Annotated in this window: 14 protein-coding genes; 9 read left to right on the plus strand and 5 right to left on the minus strand. The window is 73.2% G+C overall.

The features are described from left to right. Window positions 1-56: 56 nt before the first annotated feature. The 3 genes from recF to H3C53_00750 are packed head-to-tail and all read left to right on the plus strand — an operon-like array spanning window position 57 to window position 3,637. Entirely contained in the window at window positions 57-1,127 is a 1,071-nt protein-coding gene (gene recF, locus H3C53_00740) for a DNA replication and repair protein RecF (protein MBW7915203.1), read from the plus strand. Beyond that, on the plus strand, window positions 1,120-2,064 hold the full coding sequence (locus H3C53_00745; GenBank protein ID MBW7915204.1) for a DUF721 domain-containing protein: 945 nt from the start codon (window positions 1,120-1,122) through the stop codon (window positions 2,062-2,064). Before recF ends, H3C53_00745 begins: the two co-directional genes overlap by 8 nt. A gap of 34 nt (window positions 2,065-2,098) precedes the next feature. After that, window positions 2,099-3,637 carry a 2,3-bisphosphoglycerate-independent phosphoglycerate mutase gene (locus H3C53_00750; protein ID MBW7915205.1) on the plus strand — a complete coding sequence of 513 codons (1,539 nt, stop codon included), beginning with the start codon at window positions 2,099-2,101 and terminating at the stop codon, window positions 3,635-3,637. On the opposite strand, the gene H3C53_00755 is transcribed toward H3C53_00750, so the two are convergent. The 4 genes from H3C53_00755 to H3C53_00770 form a co-directional block, all read right to left on the minus strand. Beyond that, window positions 3,634-4,914, minus strand: coding sequence for an alkaline phosphatase family protein (locus tag H3C53_00755; GenBank protein MBW7915206.1), 1,281 nt, complete (start codon window positions 4,912-4,914; stop codon window positions 3,634-3,636). The two genes, H3C53_00750 and H3C53_00755, sit on opposite strands and share 4 nt — an antisense overlap. A gap of 137 nt (window positions 4,915-5,051) precedes the next feature. Continuing rightward, entirely contained in the window at window positions 5,052-6,689 is a 1,638-nt protein-coding gene (gene groL / locus H3C53_00760) for a chaperonin GroEL (protein MBW7915207.1), read from the minus strand. A 56-nt stretch (window positions 6,690-6,745) separates the two neighbouring features. After that, window positions 6,746-7,048, minus strand: a complete 303-nt coding sequence (gene groES, locus H3C53_00765) for a co-chaperone GroES (GenBank protein ID MBW7915208.1) — start codon at window positions 7,046-7,048, stop codon at window positions 6,746-6,748. A gap of 158 nt (window positions 7,049-7,206) precedes the next feature. Then, on the minus strand, window positions 7,207-7,521 hold the full coding sequence (locus H3C53_00770; protein MBW7915209.1) for an FUN14 domain-containing protein: 315 nt from the start codon (window positions 7,519-7,521) through the stop codon (window positions 7,207-7,209). Between H3C53_00770 and H3C53_00775 the strand changes: the two genes are divergently transcribed. The 5 genes from H3C53_00775 to H3C53_00795 are packed head-to-tail and all read left to right on the plus strand — an operon-like array spanning window position 7,463 to window position 13,488. Further along, a complete protein-coding gene (locus H3C53_00775) occupies window positions 7,463-8,548 on the plus strand; it encodes a pseudouridine-5'-phosphate glycosidase (GenBank protein ID MBW7915210.1) in 1,086 nt (361 codons plus the stop codon). The genes H3C53_00770 and H3C53_00775 overlap by 59 nt on opposite strands. Continuing rightward, a complete protein-coding gene (locus H3C53_00780; GenBank protein MBW7915211.1) occupies window positions 8,545-9,711 on the plus strand; it encodes a DUF4115 domain-containing protein in 1,167 nt (388 codons plus the stop codon). Before H3C53_00775 ends, H3C53_00780 begins: the two co-directional genes overlap by 4 nt. A 22-nt stretch (window positions 9,712-9,733) precedes the next feature. Next, window positions 9,734-10,909 carry an ABC transporter permease gene (locus H3C53_00785; protein MBW7915212.1) on the plus strand — a complete coding sequence of 392 codons (1,176 nt, stop codon included), beginning with the start codon at window positions 9,734-9,736 and terminating at the stop codon, window positions 10,907-10,909. A 45-nt stretch (window positions 10,910-10,954) separates the two neighbouring features. Next, window positions 10,955-12,727: a DUF2207 domain-containing protein gene (locus H3C53_00790; GenBank protein MBW7915213.1), complete on the plus strand. Its 1,773-nt coding sequence runs from the start codon at window positions 10,955-10,957 to the stop codon at window positions 12,725-12,727. Between the two features lie 59 nt (window positions 12,728-12,786). Next, window positions 12,787-13,488 (plus strand): ABC transporter ATP-binding protein, encoded by a 702-nt coding sequence (locus H3C53_00795; GenBank protein MBW7915214.1) that lies wholly within the window; start codon window positions 12,787-12,789, stop codon window positions 13,486-13,488. A 91-nt stretch (window positions 13,489-13,579) separates the two neighbouring features. On the opposite strand, the gene H3C53_00800 is transcribed toward H3C53_00795, so the two are convergent. Next, window positions 13,580-14,932 carry a beta-glucosidase gene (locus H3C53_00800; protein MBW7915215.1) on the minus strand — a complete coding sequence of 451 codons (1,353 nt, stop codon included), beginning with the start codon at window positions 14,930-14,932 and terminating at the stop codon, window positions 13,580-13,582. Between the two features lie 86 nt (window positions 14,933-15,018). Here H3C53_00800 and H3C53_00805 point away from each other — a divergent pair. Further along, on the plus strand, window positions 15,019-15,462 hold a 444-nt coding region (locus H3C53_00805), incomplete at its 3' end, for a DMT family transporter (GenBank protein MBW7915216.1).

Here is a 15,462-nt window from a genome sequence, read left to right on the forward strand (position 1 = left end):
GTGCGGCGCACGGCGACGGGACGGGCCGCGCCGCACCATGGCGGTACACTCGGCGGGTGCGGCTCGTTGACCTGACGCAGCTGAACTTCCGCAGCCTGCTCACGCAGCGCTTCGAGTTCCCACCCGGCGTCGTGGCGGTGGTGGGGCGCAACGCTGCGGGCAAGAGCAACCTCCTGGCGGCCGCCTACCTGGCTTGCACCGGGGAGGTCGTCGGCGGGCGGTTGGCGCGCCAGGTGCGGCTCGGCGAGGAGGAGGCGTACGTGGCCGCCACCGTCGAGCACGCCGAGGGCCTCTCCCGCATCGAGGTCGGCCTGGCGCCCGGCAGGAAGGTCGTCAAGGTCGACTCCCAGGCCGCGCGGGTCGGGGACGTGGCGCGCGTCGTGAGCGCCGTGCTGCTTACGCCCGAGGACGCCGACCTCGTGCACGGCCCCCCTGCGTCGAGGCGCGGCTACCTGGACGGGCTCCTCGCCAAGCTGTCGCCGCGCTACGCCTCCATGGCCCGCGAGTACGGGCGCGTTGTGGAGCAGCGCAACGCGCTCCTGCGCGCGGGCGAGAGCGGGGCCAGCCTGGAGGTGTGGAGCGACCGCTTCGTGACGCTGGGCACGGAGCTCTCGGCCGTGCGGGACCGCGCGATGCTTCGCCTCGCGCCGCTGGCGAGCGCCATCTACCGCGAGGTGGCGGGAGCGGCCGCCGAGGGCGGGGAGCTTCGGCTGAGCCTCAGGCGCTCGCACGAGGAGGGCGGGCTCGCCGAGGCGCTGGCGGCGAGCGCCCGCCTCGAGTCGCTCAGGGGGCAGACGCTCGTCGGCCCGCACCGCGACGACCTCTACCTGGAGCTGGGCGGCGTGGGATTGCAGGAGTACGGTTCGCGCGGCGAGGCGCGCACCACCGCCCTCGCCCTCCGGGCAGCCGAGTACAGGCTCCTGAGCGAGAAGCACGGGGAGCCGCCCGTCCTGCTCATCGACGACTTCACGGCGGAGCTCGACGCGGGCAGGCGGGAGTACCTCCTGGCCCTCGCCGCCGCGACGCCGCAGGCGCTGGTCTCCGGGACGGAGCCGCCGCCCCGCTACGACCAGCTCGTCGAGCTGGTGCGGGGGCGCGTCCACGCCACGGAGCGTTGCCATGCGTGAGAGGCACGTGTCCGAGCTCCTGGCGGAGGTGTTCCGCCGTGGCGGCATGAAGCGCGGCGTGCGCCGCGCCGAGGCCGTCCTGCTGTGGCGCCGGCTCGTCGGCCCGGAGCTGGCGGCGTTCAGCACGGCCCTGACGCTGCGCGACGGCGTGCTCTACGTGAACGTGAGCGACTCGGAGACGGCCATGCACCTGACGCTGGAGCGGCACCGCTTCATCGCCGCCTTCCGCGAGCGCTTCGGGGTGACCGACGTGCGCGAGATCCGCTTCCAGGTCGGGCGGGTCGACGGGAGCGGACCGGAGCCGATGGCCGCGCCGCCCCCGCCCCCGCCCCCCGGAGCCGAGCTGCGACGCCTCCGCGAACGGCTCGCGCGGCTCGAGCTTCCGCCTGAGGTGCACGAGGAGGCGCTCGCCGCGGGCCGGAGCCTGCTGACGCTGCAGGCCGCGCGCCGCGCCGCGGGGTGGGTGCCTTGCCCGACCTGTGGCGCCCTCCACGACGGGCCGCTGCGTCCCCTCACCGCCAAGGAGGCGGCGCTGCGCGAGGCGGGTCGGCGGGACGCCACCCTGGAGCTCCGGCGCGAGCTATGCGAGACCTGCGCGCGCTACGCGCGCGAGGGCCGCGTGGTGGCCGCGGCCCGTGCCCTGCGGGCGACGCCGCTCGCCGTTCCCGCCACCCTCGCCGAGGACGAGCTGGCCGTGGCGCGCCACCTGGCGGCGCGCGCTCTAGACGAGGCCATCGCCGCGCTTCTGCCCGCCGCCGTCTCCGACCCGCGGCTCGCCGGCCAGCTCGAGGCCGCGGCGCGCCACCGCCTCGCCCTGAAGACGCTGACCCCGCCCGCCTCGTTCAGCCACGCCGACCTCACGAACCTCGACCCGCGCCTCGGACCGGTGCTGGCGCTCACGGACGACGGGCAGGCGCCGGCGCCCGGGGCGCCTTGACGCCGCCCGCGGCAGTCCCATTGGAGCCATATCCATGACCAGACCTGTGGTGATGATCATCCTAGACGGCTTCGGCCTCGCCGCCCCCGGCCCCGGCAACGCGGTGGACCTGGCCGCCACCCCCACCTTCGACGCCATCTGGCGCGACAGGCCGCATACGGAGCTGGCGGCCTCCGGGGTCGCCGTCGGGCTGCCAGCCGGGCAGATGGGCAACAGCGAGGTCGGCCACCTCAACCTGGGAGCGGGCCGCGTCGTGAAGCAGAGCCTCACCTACCTCCAGGGGTTGATCGACGACGGCACGTTCTTCGACAACGCCGCGCTGCTGCGGTCGTGCCGGGCCGCGGCCGGCCACACGCTGCACCTGCTCGGCCTCGTCAGCGACGGCGGCGTCCACTCGGACATGAGGCACCTGCTGGCGCTCGTCGAGCTCGCGCAGCGAGAGGGCGTCGACCGGGTGAGGGTGCACGCCTTCACGGACGGGCGCGACGCCGCGCCCGACGGCGCCCGGCGCTACCTGGCGACCCTGGAGGAGCGCCTGGCCGCTGCCCGCGCCGCCGGCTGCGACGCCCGGGTCGCCACGGTCTGCGGGCGCTACTACGCGATGGACCGCGACAAGCGCTGGGAGCGCACGAAGCTCGCCTACGACCTCATCGTCTGCGGGCGGGGCGAGCACGCGGCGGCGGACGCGGTTGCCGCCGTCGAGGCCGCCTACGCGCGCGGCGAGACGGACGAGTTCGTGCGTCCGACGGTCGTTGCCGAAGACGGCGCCGTCCAGGACGGGGACGCCCTCGTGTTCTTCAACTTCAGGACGGACCGGGCGCGGCAGCTGAGCCACGCGCTCCTGGGTGGCGCCGGTTGGAGCGAGTTCGAGCGCTGCGCGTCGCCGCGCATCGACTTCCTGTCGCTGCTCGAGTACGACAAGGAGCTCCACGCCCCGTTCGCGTTCGAGCTGCCCGAGATCGACGACACCCTCCCGCAGACGATCGCGCGCGCCGGCCTCAAGCAGTTCCACACCGCCGAGACCGAGAAGTACGCCCACGTCACCTACTTCTTCGACGCTCAGCGCGAGGCGCCCTACCCGGGCGAAGAGCGCCGCATGGTTCCGTCTCCCAAGGTGTCGACCTACGACCTGCAGCCCGAGATGAGCGCGCCCGAGCTGGCGGCAGGCACCGCGGCCAGGGTGAGAGACGGCGACGACGCCTTCGTGCTCGTCAACTTCGCCAACCCGGACATGGTGGGGCACACGGGGAACCTGGCCGCCGCCGTGAGCGCCTGCGAGGCGGCCGACGCGGGCCTGGCCGCCGTGCTGGACGCCACGCTCGCGCGCGGCGGCGTGGCGCTCGTGCTCGCGGATCACGGCAACGCCGAGAAGATGCTGGAGGACGACGGCAAGCCGCACACGGCGCACACGACCAACCCGGTGCCGTTCGTGCTCGTCACCGACGACCCGGCGCTAGCTGACGCGAGGCTGCGTGACGGCGGGGTGCTGGGCGACGTGGCGCCGACCGTGCTCGCCCTTCTCGGCGTGCCGCAACCGACCGCCATGACCGGGCGCTCCCTGCTGGTCCGCTAGGGCGCCTCGAGGTCGAGCGCGAGGAGCGGCACGAGCATCTCGTCGCGGGTCAGGGAGCCGTGCATGCCTAAGGGGAGGCGCTCGGCGCGCGAACCCCACAGCGCCGCGCCGCCCCTCGCCAGCAGCACCACGTCGCCGACGCGCGCCGTCGCCTCGGGGTGTAGGCGCGTCGGGTCACCGTAGAGCCCCGCCGCGACGGCAGCTTCGCCCGCCAGGACCGTGAAGCGCCCCCCCAGGCGGGCGCGGGCCTCGTCCAGGAGCGCGTCGCGCCCGCCCCGGCGGGCGTAGAGGAAGACGTGGCGCGGCTCGCCCGCCGCGCGCCACGCCAGCCTGTCACTCAGCCACGGCAGCTCGTCGACGAACAGGGCCTCGGCCGGCGGGACGAGGTGGTGGCCGTGGTCGGCGGTGATCAGGAGGAGGGTGCGGCGCCGCGCCCTGGCCGAGAGCCCGGCGAGGGTGCGCGTCAGGCCGCCGACGAGCGCCTCGAGCAGCGGGAGGAACGTCGGGGTGGCCGGCCCGTCGCGGTGCATGAGGGTATCGACGTCCGGGAGGTAGGCGAAGGTGTAGCCGCGGGTCCCGACGCTCTCCTCGAGGTGGGCGGCAAGGCGCGTGAGCATGTCGACCCAACCCACGTAGCCGTCGACCTCGGCGCCGGCGTTCTGCAGCCGCGACAGGGGGCTGGACGCGATCGTTGCGGGCTGAAGCGTGCGGCTGCTCACGCCCGCCGCGCTCAGCACCTGGTGGATGGTAGGCGTGAGCAGCGCGGTCTCCGGCGCGAACCCCCACGCCTCGAGGTCGCCGCTACCGTGGTCGCTCCAGGCGGGTCGCCAGAAGAGCATGTTGGCCACGAGGCCAAGGGCGGGCAGGAGCTGGGTGTAGCCGAGGATGCCAAGCTCGGCGGGGGCGGCGCCGTTGCCCGCGAGCACGGTGGTGGCCACCGTGGTGGTGGATGGCGCCACCGTCGTCAGTGGACGACCGAGCCAGCCTTCCGGCCCGAGGTGCGCGGCGTGGCGCGTGACCAGCTCGCCCAGCCCCCGGTCGTCGCCCGCCAGCCCCTCGAGCTTGGCGTAGCCCAGGCCGTCTACCAGGAGGAGCACCACTCGGTCGTAGCGGTCGGCGAGCCCGGGTAGCGCCAGCGGGTCGCCGCGCCAGGGCCCGTCCACGCCGAGGAGGCTGCCGATGGTGGCGGGCAGGTCCGAGAGGGAGGGTCCAGGCGCGAAGGGGGCGACGAGCTCGGGACCCAGTAGTCCCTGGAGTGGTGTCGATGGCGACGTCATCACCGAACGGTACTCCGTCACCGTGGCGCCCGTGGCGCCACGGTGGGTCGCGGCGGGAACGAGAAGAGGCGCCCCGGACCCTGCCGGGGCGCCTCTCACCGGCCGCGGCGCGCTGGGCGCCGCGGCTCAGGCGGGTTTCAGAAGTCCATCCCGCCCATGTCGCCGCCCGGCATGGGGGGCGTCTTGTCTTCCTTCTCGGGGCGGTCGGAGATGACGACCTCGGTGGTGAGGAGGAGGGCGCCGATGGAGGCGGCGTTCTGGAGCGCGGTGCGCGTGACCTTGGCGGGGTCGACGATGCCGGCCTTGAACATGTCGGGGACGTACGAGTCCGTGGCGGCGTCGTAGCCGTACTTGCCGTCGTTCTTGCCGAGGATGTTGTTCACCACGACGCTGCCCTCGGCGCCGCCGTTGGCGGCGATCTGGCGGGCGGGCTCCTCGAGGGCGCGCAGGAGGATCTGGGCGCCGGTGCGCTCGTCGTGCTCGAGCGAGGCGACGACCTTCTTGACGGCGGTGGTCGCGTGGATGAGCGTCACGCCGCCGCCGGCGACGATGCCCTCCTCGACGGCCGAGCGGGCGGTCGAGAGCGCGTCCTCGTAGCGGTGCTTCTTCTCCTTGAGCTCCGTCTCGGTGGCCGCGCCGACGCGGATGACGGCGACGCCGCCCGAGAGCTTGGCCAGGCGCTCCTGGAGCTTCTCGCGGGCGTAGTCGGAGTCGGTGTGATCGAGCTCGGACTTGATGCCCTTGATGCGCTCCTGGATGCCCTCGGTGCTGCCCTGGCCCTCGATGATGGTGGTCTCGTCCTTGTTGCTGCGGATGCGCTTGGCGCGGCCGAGCTGGTTGAGGCGCACGTTCTCGAGCTTGTGGCCGAGCTCTTCGCTGATGACCTCGCCACCGGTGACGGCCGCGATGTCGCGGAGCATCTCCTTGCGGCGGTCGCCGAAGCCCGGGGCCTTCACGGCCGAGACGTTGAGCGTGCCGCGGAGGCGGTTGACGACGAGCGTGGCGAGCGCCTCGCCCTCGATGTCCTCGGCGATGATCAGGAGGGGCTTGCCCGTCTGCATGACCTGCTCGAGCACGGGGAGGAGGTCCTTGAGGGCGCTGATCTTCTTCTCGTGGATGAGGATGTAGGCGTCCTCGAGCACGGCCTCCATGGCGTCGGAGTCCGTGATGAAGTAGGCGCTCAGGTAGCCCTTGTCGAACTGCATGCCCTCGACGAAGTCGAGCTCCGTCTCCATGGTCTTGGACTCCTCGACGGTGATTACGCCGTCGCGGCCGACCTTGTCCATGGCGTTGGAGATCTGCTTGCCGACCTCGGGGTCGTTGGCGGAGATGGAGGCCACCTCGGCCACGGCCTTGCTGTCCTCGACGGGCTTGGCCATCGAGTGGATGCTCTCGACCGCCGCCTCGACGGCCTTCTCGATGCCGCGCTTGAGGGCGAGCGGGTTGGCGCCGGCGGCGACGTTGCGGAGGCCCTCGCGCACGATGGCCTGGCCGAGGACGGTGGCGGTCGTGGTCCCGTCACCGGTGATCTCGTTGGTCTTGCTGGCGATCTCGATGAGCAGCTTGGCGCCGATGTTCTCGAGCGAGTCGGCCAGTTCGATCTCCTTGGCGACGGTGACGCCGTCCTTGGTGATGGTCGGGCCGCCGAACTTCTTCTCGAGTACGACGTTGCGGCCCTTGGGCCCCAGCGTCACCTTGACGGCGTTGGCGACGGCGTTGACGCCGCGCTCGAGCGAGCGGCGGGCGTCTTCCTTGAAGGTCAGGTCTTTAGCCATGTTCTCTCCGTTATCTTGGGTTGACTAGGTGCTGGGTGGTGCCGGCGTTCCCGGGTTTACTCGAGGACGGCGTGGATGTCGCGCTGGCTGAGGATCATCAGGTCCTTGCCGCCGAGGTCGACCTCGGTGCCGCCATACTTGGCGAAGAGCACCGTGTCGCCGACCTTGACCTCCATGGGCTCGCGCGTGCCGTTGTCGAGGAGCTTGCCGGTGCCGACGGCGATGACCTTGCCGCGCTGGCTCTTCTCCTTGGCGCTGTCGGGCAGGACGATGCCGCTGACGGTCGTCTGCGGCTCGTCGATGACCTCCACCACGACCTTGTCTCCCAGCGGCCTGAGGGTCTGCTTCTTGTCTGCCATGGGTTCCTCCGGATAGGGTTTGTGCCTCACTTGGCAGTCTCGACCTGCGAGTGCCAAACGGCTACATGCTATCCGCGCCCACGAGGGACTGTCAAGTCGGTCGAATCAATCTCTTTGAGCGTGGGCCACTCAGGTCATCTGCGGCCTCTGGCCGCCGCTCAGCCGCGCCTCAACCCCAGCACCACGCCGGGCACGAAGGCCGCGGCGAACGGGATGTTGTAGGTCAGGAGCCGCAGCAGGCTCCGCCACGCCCGCTCGAGCGAGCTCGTCTCCAGGAGCGGGTCGACGCTGGCCTGGACGGCCGCCCAATCCACGCTCACGAACCCGGACCAGGCGAGCAGCTGGATGGCGACGAACAACAGGCCGAGCGCCAGCGCCACGAACTTCCCGACCTTCTTCAAGGCGTAACCGGCGATGAAGCCGGCGACGCCCCCGAAGGCGATCTGCTGCAGCCACGGGAAGACGGTCGACAGCTCGACGTTCACCGGCCGAGGTTACCACGGTGCCGGTGGCCGCCCCAAGGCGCCCTCCCCTGCGCGGCGACCTCCCGGGCGCGGCGCGTGCCGCTGCGGTAACATTGGCGGCGTGACCTCCGCTCCGTTCCGCCTCTCGCCCGACGTGGCGGCGGCGCTGGCGCGCCGCGCGCCGGTGGTGGCGCTAGAGTCCACCGTCGTCACGCACGGCCTGCCGCGCCCCCAGAACCTCGAGCTCGCAAGGCGCCTCGAGGCCGTCGTCAGGGAGGAGGGCGCGGTGCCAGCCACCGTCGGCATCTTAGGCGGCGAGGTCCGCGTCGGCCTCACCGACGCCGACCTCGACAGGCTGGCGGGTGGCGGGGCCGACAAGGCCTCCACCTGGAACCTCGCCGCCCTCGTCGCCGCCAAGCGAGACGCCGGCACCACGGTCGCCACCACCCTCTACGCCGCCCACCGCGCCGGCATCAAGGTGTTCGCCACCGGCGGCATCGGCGGCGTTCACGACACGCCGTTCGACGAGTCCGCCGACCTGGGCGCCCTCGCCGCGCACCGGGTGCTCACCGTCTGCGCCGGACCCAAGAGCATCCTCGACGCGCGCGCCACCGTCGAGCGCCTCGAGACGCTCGGCGTGCCCGTGGTCGGTTACCGTTCGCGCAGCTTGGCCGGTTTCGTCGTCCGCGAGACGGACGTCGCCCTGCCCGCCGGGGTGGAGACGCCCGCGGAGGCAGCGGCCGTGCTGCTCGCCCAGGAGGCCCTCGACCTGCCCGCCGGCGTGGTGCTGAGCAACCCCGTGAGCGTCGGGCTCGAGACCGGCGACTTCGCCGCGTACCTGGAGCGGGCCCGCGCCGGCGCGCGGTCCCAGGGCGTGACCGGCCGCGACACCACTCCCTACCTGCTGGCGAAGCTCGCCGAGCTGTCCGGCGGCGCCACCATGACCGTGAACCTCCGCCTCCTCGAGGAGAACGCCAGGCTGGCGGCGCACGTGGCGCGCGCGTACCAGCATGCCGCGGCCGAGCCCGCCACATGAGCCCGGACGACACGGCCAGGCGCCTCCCCGCCAACGGCCCGCACGAGACGCTGCACCCGCCGGCTCGCGCCGGCGGACAGGACGAGCTTGGCACGCTCTTCCGCCAGGCGCGGCAGGCGCAGGGCCTCGAGCTCAAGGACGTCGCGGAGCTGACGCACGTGCGTCGCGACTACCTCAAGGCGCTCGAGGAGGGCAGGTACTCCGACCTGCCGGAGGACGTCTACACGCGCAACTTCGTGCGCCTCTTCGCTCAGGCCGTCGGCGTGCCCGCCGACCGGGCGCTCGAGGTCTACCAGCGCGAGCGGCAACGCGCCGGCGGCCTCTCCACCCTGGAGGAGCGTCTGGAGAAGGAGCGGCGGGGCGAGCCGCCAGGGCAACCGCGACGGCGTGGGGGCGGCGGATTCCAGCTGAACCCGGCCGTCCCCACGCTGCTGCTGGTGGTGGCCCTCGTGGCGCTCGCCGTCTGGGGTTACAACTCGCTCTTCTTCCGCGGCGTGCCGGCGCCGCAGCCGGGCGAGGCCGGCACGGCCGCGCCGACCCCCGCGCCCCAGGCGGGGTCGCAGCCCCCCGGCGGGCTGGCGGCGCCCATCGGCGGCGCCGGAGCCCCCGACGGGCAGGCGGAAGGGGGTTCGGCCGGGACCGCAGCGCAGCCCGTGGGCGGCACGGTGCTCCTCGACGTCATCACCAACCCGCCGGGGGCGCGGGTGTCGGTCGACGGCTTCGTCCTCCCGGGCGTGACCCCGATCCGCGCCGTACCCGTCACAGCGCGCGCGGGTCGCACGCTCGAGGTCACCCTCGATGGCTACCGGACGGTCGAGCAGCGCTTCGATCTCACCGAGAGCCGCACCGTCGAACTCGACCTGACGGCCGTCGCGGCGGGGCCCGAGGCGGAGTCCACCGCGAGCGTCCCGGTCGGCGCCACCGAGATCGTCATCGTCATCAAGGCCACGAGCTGGCTCGAGGTCTACCGTGGGTCGGCCCGCAACGAGGGGGAGCGGCTCGTGTACACCACCGCCGCCCCCGGTCAGACCTACCGCTTCACGCTGCCCGTCTACGTCCACGCGGGCAACGCGGCGGGCGTGGAGGTGACCCTCGGCGACGGCGTGCCGTTCGCGATGGGATCCTCCGGCGCGGTGGTGGGACGGGCCTTCCAGGCGCAGTGACCCCGCGCCTCCCCGCCCGCGCATGAGCCGGGCGGCACCCGCCGTCACGTTCGGCTTGGCGCTCGCCTCCCTCGGTCAGCGGCCGGTGCGCACGTCGCTCACGGCGGTCGGCATCGCCGTCGCCGTGGCGGGGGCCATCGTCTTCCTGTCGTTGGGCGAGGGGATCAGGCGCGTCTTCGCGGACCAGCTCGCCAACCTCGGACCCGACATCCAGGTCACGTACGGCCCCGCCTCCGGCGACTTCTTCCCCACCACGCCGGACCTCCCGGGCCACTACCTGCAGGACCTGACGGCCGCGGCGCCGGCGCTAGGGATCCGTTCGGTCGTGCCCGTCCTCGTCTACCTCCGCGGCGGCTTCAGCCCCTCGTCGTCGTTCGTGATCGAGGGGTTACCGGCCGCCGTCGACCTTGGCGAGCTCTTCCACGGCGCGACGGCGCACGCCGGGCGCGGCCTGGTGCCGAGCGACGAGGGGGCGGCCGTGGCCGTCGTCGGCTCGAGCGCGGCCGAGCGTGGCGGCCTCGACGTCGGCTCGCCGTTGCGGCTGAACCCGACCACCAGCCTCGAGGTGGTGGGGATCGTCGGCGCCGGCGGCGGGCTCCTCGACAACCTCATCGTCGTGCCGCTCACGACGCTGCAGGCGGCCCTGGGAGTGACTGACCGCTATAGCCTCCTGGCCGTCTCGAGCGAGCGGCCGGAGCGCGCCGAGGCGGTGGCGGCGGCGGTTCGGGAGCGCTTCCCGGCCCTGGGCGCGCGGACGAGCTCGGAACTCTTCGCTCAAGTCAACGCCAGCCTGCGCGTGTCGGACGTCGTGCGCCTCGGCATCAGCGCCATCGCCCTGATCGTCGGCGCGATCGCGGTGGCCAACACGGTCATGATGAGCGTCTTCGAGCGCACGCGGGAGTTCGGGGTGATCAGGGCGGTGGGGGCGCGGCCCCGCTTCCTCTTCGGGCTCGTGCTCACGGAATCCGCCCTCCTTGCCGTGGCCGGCGCGGCCGTCGGTGTCCTCCTCGGCGGCCTCGGCGTACGCGCCGTGAACCACCTGGCGTACGACTACGTCGGGTTGCACGTGGCGCTGCTCACGCCCAGGCTGGTGGCGTTCGCCGTGCTGGTGGCGCTCGCCATGGGCCTGCTCTCGGGACTCGTGCCCGCGGCGCGCGCCGCGCGCCTGGGCGTGGCCGCCGCCCTCGCGCGCGAGTGAGGTAGACCGCTCGGGCCGGTTCCGGTCAGGACGGTAATATCGGGCATGTCTCCCCTGCGGTCCCTCAGGTTCCTGCTGCCGGTCTGCGCGCTCCTGCTGGTCGGCGCCGTCTCCGCTCAGTCGTACCAGTGGCGCGACGTGGTGCAGAAGGTCAACATCCTCCCGGGCGGCAGCGTGATCGTCGACGACACGCGCACGCTCTGGACCGACGACGACTTCGGCGAGGCGTTCATCTGCGTGCATCTCGCCCCCGGGCAACGCCTGACGCTGCTCGAAGGGTCGGGAGCGCTCGGTCCCGGCCCTTCGGCCACCGCCTTCCAACAGGCGTGCGACGGCGGCACGGAGGTCGTCGTCAAGAACAGCGTGCGCCTGTCGGAGCGCCGGGTGCGGTTCGTGTACCGCCTCGACGGCGCCCTGGACCTCCGCAGCGATGTCGTGCAGTGGTACTGGCAGATCCTGGAGCAGGACCACCCGCCCGTCAGGGGCTACAGCCTGACCGTCACGACGCCCGGACCGAGCGCGGCGCCCTACGACGCCTACGTCCACCGCTTCGCGAACCCGGAACTGCCCAGGGTGTCGTTGAGCGACGACCGCAGCCGCCTCGACGTCGCCTTCGACCGCGTTCCCAGCGGCGACGGCGTCGAGATCCGCTACCTCATGGACCCGGCCCTGTTCCTCGACCGGGGCAGCAGGCCCGGCATGGAGTCGTTCCTCCTGGCGGAGGCGAAGGACGCCGGGGTGCAGACGATGCTTCAGGTGCGGCGCTCCCCCTGGTGGGCCGCCCTGCCGGCCGCCCTCCTCGGCGTCACCGGACTCGCGAGCCTGCGCGACTACCGCCGCGTCGGCCGCGAACCGCGCGACGAGTCCATGAAGTACCCGTTCGAGCCGCCCTCCGACCTGCCGCCGGCGGCGGTGACCTCCGTGCTGCAGCAGGTCGCCAACCCCGCCGGCCTGGGGCCGGCCTTCCACGCCACGATCATGGACCTCATGCGGCGCGGCTTCGGCACCTTCGTCACCTCCGCCAAGAAGGGCGAGTTCGCCATCGAGCTCCACGATACCGACCGCAGCGGGCTCCACCAGTTCGAGAGCGACGTGCTCGGCTACCTCGCGAAGGCGGCGCGGACCGGCGCCCCCTCGCGGCTGTCCAGCGCCGAGCTGAAGGCCTACTCGCAGAGGTACGCGAGCGCCTTCATGTCGTCGTGGGGCAAGGGGGTCCGCGCCTGGCTGGAGGACAGGCTCGGGGGCTCCCTGCTGACCGCCGACAGCGTCAAGGTGGCGCGGAAGCACGGCGGACGCCTCCTGCTCGTCGCGCTGGCGTCCGGCGCGTTCGCCTTCGTCGTCACCGGTCCCGCTAGGGGTCTCGTCATCGCCCTCGCCGGCGCCGCGCTCGTCGCCGCCATCGCCTCGAAGATCGCGCTCGTCGCCTGGCGGCCCGAGGTCGCCCGCGAGGTTCACGGCTGGCAGGGGTTCAAGCGCACCCTCACCGACTACACGCGCATGAAGGATGCTCCCCTCGACTTCTTCGGTCTCTGGGACGTGTACTACTGCTACGCCGCCGCCCTCGGGGTGGCAGACCAGTACCTCAAGACGCTGAAGAAGGCCGCGCCCATCGCCGGCGCCGACGAGACGGCGATGATGAGCCGCGCCACGTGGTTGAGCGCGAGCAGCGGCGGCGGCTTCTCGAACCTGGGGGCCCTCAGCAGCTCCATCAGCACCCTGTCGAGCGCCCTCTCCTCCGCCTCCGCCTCCGCGTCCTCCGGCGGCTCCTCGAGCGGAGGCGGAGGCGGAGGCGGCGGGGGCTCGTCGGGCGGGCGCTGACCGCCCTGGACGCCACCGCGGCGCCGCCGAGCGCACGGGACGGTCCGGCGGCGCCGCCGCTGAGCGCCACCGACCTGACGCGGACCTACGCCGCCAGGAGCGGCCAGGTGCCCGCCCTGAGCGGCGTGACGGTGACCTTCCACCCGGGCAGGCTGACGGCCATCAAGGGGCCGTCCGGGTCGGGGAAGTCGACGCTGCTCAACCTCCTCGCGGGCCTCGACCGCCCCACGGCGGGCGCGGTGCGGCTCGGGGAGACCGACCTCTCCACGCTAGACGAGACGCGGTTGGCGGCGCTGCGCCTACACCGCTTCGGCTTCGTGTTCCAGTCGTTCAACCTGCTGCCCGTCCTGACGAGCTGGCAGAACGTCGCCTTCCCCATGGGCCTGGCCGGAGTCGACGCCGCCACCCGGCGCGCCAAGGCCATGCGGCTGCTGGAGCGGTTCGGCCTGGTCGGCCGCGCCGCGCACCTGCCCGCCATGCTGTCGGGCGGCGAGCGCCAACGGGTCGGCCTGGCGCGAGCGCTCGTCAACGACCCCGACGTGCTGTTCGCGGACGAGCCGACGGGCAACCTCGACAGCCGCAGCGGCGAGGTCGTCCTCGCGGCGCTCGCCGAGGTGGCCGCCGAGGGGCGAACGGTCATCATCGTGACCCATGACCTGCGGATCGCCGAGCGCGCCGACGCCGTGCTCGAGTTGCTCGACGGTCGCGTCGTCGGCGCGGACGGCGCCATCACGGCTCGCGGCCACGCCCACGACGGCTAGGGGCACGGCGGTGCGATCCATCGAGGCGACCGACGGTCGCACCACCAACCGCGGCGCCGGCTGGGCCGTGGCGGTGGCGGGGCCGGCGCGCTCAGTCGACGGGCTCTAGGCCGCCGCCCCCGAAGACGCGCCTGAGGTACGCGAAGGACGCCTTGGGGGTCCTGCGCAAGGTGGCGCGGTCGAGCGCCACCACCCCGAACGGGCGCGTGTACCCGTCGGCCCATTCGAAGTTGTCGACGAGGGTCCAGGCCAGGTAGCCGCGGACGTCGCAACCCGCCGCGATGGCGTCGGCCACCGCCCGCAGGTAGCGAGAGAAGTAGTCGATCCGGCGCCGGTCCGCCGCGCCCGACCCCGCCGCGCCGGCGGCGTGGGCAGCGCCAAAGGCGGCGCCGTTCTCCGTGATCACCACGGTCGGGTTGCCGTACGAGTCCCGCAGGTCGAGGAGCACGCGCTCGAGCGCGTGGGGCGCGACCCGCCACCCGGACAAGGTGACCTCCTCGCCGGGTCCCGGCGGCACGATCTCCAGCCCGAGCGGCCCACCCCCGGCCCGCACCCGCTCCAGCGTGTAGTGGTTGACGCCGAGGACGTCGATCGGCTGCTGGATGAGGGCGTCGTCCCCGCTCCGGGCGACCGGCTCGAAGAAGCCGGCCACGCTCTCCGGGTAGCGCCCCAGCAAGAGCGGGTCGAGGCTGCAGCGGTTGTAGGCCGCGTCCGCCAGGCCCGCGGCGGCCACGTCCTCCTCGCGCGGCCCGCCCGGGCCATGCGGGGCCTCGACGGGCTGCAACTGCACTATCGTGCCGAGCCTCAGCCCGACCTCCTCCGTGCGCAGCCTCGCCACGCCCAGCCCCACCGCGAGGTTCTGATGATGCACGGCCGCCAGGTACGTGGCCAGGTCGCTGGCGCCCGGAGCGTGCATGCCCACCAGGTGGCCGAGGAGGGCGTGCGCGTTCGGTTCGTTGAGCATGAAGAACGTGCGCACCCTGTCGCCCAAGCGGCGGGCGACCGCGCCCGCGTAATCCGCGAAGTAGTGGGCGCAGTCGCGTTGGCCCCAGCCGCCGAGGTCCTGCAGCGCCTGCGGCAGGTCCCAGTGGTAGAGGCAGACCCACGGTTCGATGCCGGCCTCCAGCAGCTCGTCGACGAGCCTGTCGTAGAACGCGGCGCCGGCCGGAGCCGCGCGTCCACGCCCGGTCGGGAACCAGCGCGGCCAGGAGACGGAGAAGCGGTAGACCCGCGCCCCGAGCCGGCGTAGCAGCTCCACGTCCTCCTGGTAGCGGGCCAGGTGGTCTGTCGCGACGTCGCCCGTGCTGCCGTCGACGATCGCCCCTGGCCGCCGCACGAACCGGTCCCAGATCGACTCGCCCTTGCCGCCCGCCGCGCTCGCCCCCTCGATCTGGTAGGCCGAGGTCGACACGCCCCATAGGAAGTCGTCAGGGAAGACGTTCACGGCAAGGCTCCGCCTGGCATTATGCCCCGAAGGGCCGCGACGGGGAGCGCACGAGGCACGACCTCACTCGCGGTAGCATCGCAGCGATGCCGCCCAACCCGCCCCACCGACGCGTCTTCGCGGTACTGGGAGTGGCGCTGGCGGCCGTGTCGTTCGCCGCCATCTTCATCCGCTGGGCCGACGCCCCCGGCGTGGTGGTGGCCCTCTACCGCATGCTTGTCGCAGCGGCGGTGATGGCCCCCCTGACCCTGCGGGGCCTGAGGCGCAAGCCGTTCACGCGGGTCGGCGCGCGGACCACCCTCCTCGCCGGGGTGATGCTGGCCCTCCATTTCGCCACCTGGATCACGTCGCTCACCTACACCACGGTCGCCGCCAGCGTGTCGTTGGCCGCCACGGCGCCCCTGTGGGTGGCGCTGTTGGCGTGGGCGTTCCAGCGGCGCCCGCCGAGCGCGCTGACGCTGCTCGGCGCCCTGATCGCGGTGGCGGGGGCGGCCGTCATCGGCTACGCCGACGCGGGAGCCGCGAGCGGC

The sequence above is a fragment of the Trueperaceae bacterium genome (genome assembly GCA_019454765.1).
Taxonomy (GTDB): domain Bacteria; phylum Deinococcota; class Deinococci; order Deinococcales; family Trueperaceae; genus JAAYYF01.

Excerpts from the sequence above, each read along its gene's own strand:
- H3C53_00745 (MBW7915204.1), top strand. The coding sequence starts at position 1,120 with ATGCGTGAGAGGCACGTGTCCGAGCTCCTGGCGGAGGTGTTCCGCCGT.
- H3C53_00750 (MBW7915205.1), top strand. The coding sequence starts at position 2,099 with ATGACCAGACCTGTGGTGATGATCATCCTAGACGGCTTCGGCCTCGCC.
- H3C53_00755 (MBW7915206.1), bottom strand. The coding sequence starts at position 4,914 with ATGACGTCGCCATCGACACCACTCCAGGGACTACTGGGTCCCGAGCTC.
- groL (MBW7915207.1), bottom strand. The coding sequence starts at position 6,689 with ATGGCTAAAGACCTGACCTTCAAGGAAGACGCCCGCCGCTCGCTCGAG.
- groES (MBW7915208.1), bottom strand. The coding sequence starts at position 7,048 with ATGGCAGACAAGAAGCAGACCCTCAGGCCGCTGGGAGACAAGGTCGTG.
- H3C53_00775 (MBW7915210.1), top strand. The coding sequence starts at position 7,463 with ATGAAGCCGGCGACGCCCCCGAAGGCGATCTGCTGCAGCCACGGGAAG.
- H3C53_00780 (MBW7915211.1), top strand. The coding sequence starts at position 8,545 with ATGAGCCCGGACGACACGGCCAGGCGCCTCCCCGCCAACGGCCCGCAC.
- H3C53_00785 (MBW7915212.1), top strand. The coding sequence starts at position 9,734 with ATGAGCCGGGCGGCACCCGCCGTCACGTTCGGCTTGGCGCTCGCCTCC.
- H3C53_00790 (MBW7915213.1), top strand. The coding sequence starts at position 10,955 with ATGTCTCCCCTGCGGTCCCTCAGGTTCCTGCTGCCGGTCTGCGCGCTC.